Below are 243 nucleotides of genomic sequence, written 5' to 3'. Positions count from 1 at the left end.
ATGGCGCGACGCAACGACCTGATGCGTGGCAGCCGGAGCCTGAGGAGGTACGCAAGCTCAAGGCGCTAGCAGCGAGACTCGACGCACTGGACAAGGACATTCAGCGTGAGCGAAACCGGCGCGAGAAAGCCGAGTTCGTCATGGCAACCGATATCCTCCGCTCGATCGATGACATCCTGTCGGCATTGACGCGTGAGCGGGATCGTCTCCAGCGGGAGATCGATGACCACCTCGATCAGCACC

Annotated in this window: 1 pseudogene; it reads left to right on the top strand. The window is 61.3% G+C overall.

From position 1 onward, the window contains the following. A pseudogene (locus HOP58_RS22945) lies at positions 1 to 243 on the top strand (IS110 family transposase); the annotation flags it as partial.

Origin of the sequence: Halomonas sp. MCCC 1A11062 (assembly GCF_021404355.1) — a bacterium.
GTDB classification, from domain to species: domain Bacteria; phylum Pseudomonadota; class Gammaproteobacteria; order Pseudomonadales; family Halomonadaceae; genus Halomonas; species Halomonas aerodenitrificans.
The sequence above is the reverse complement of the archived record's forward strand: the minus strand, read 5'-3'. Positions and strand labels throughout refer to the sequence as shown.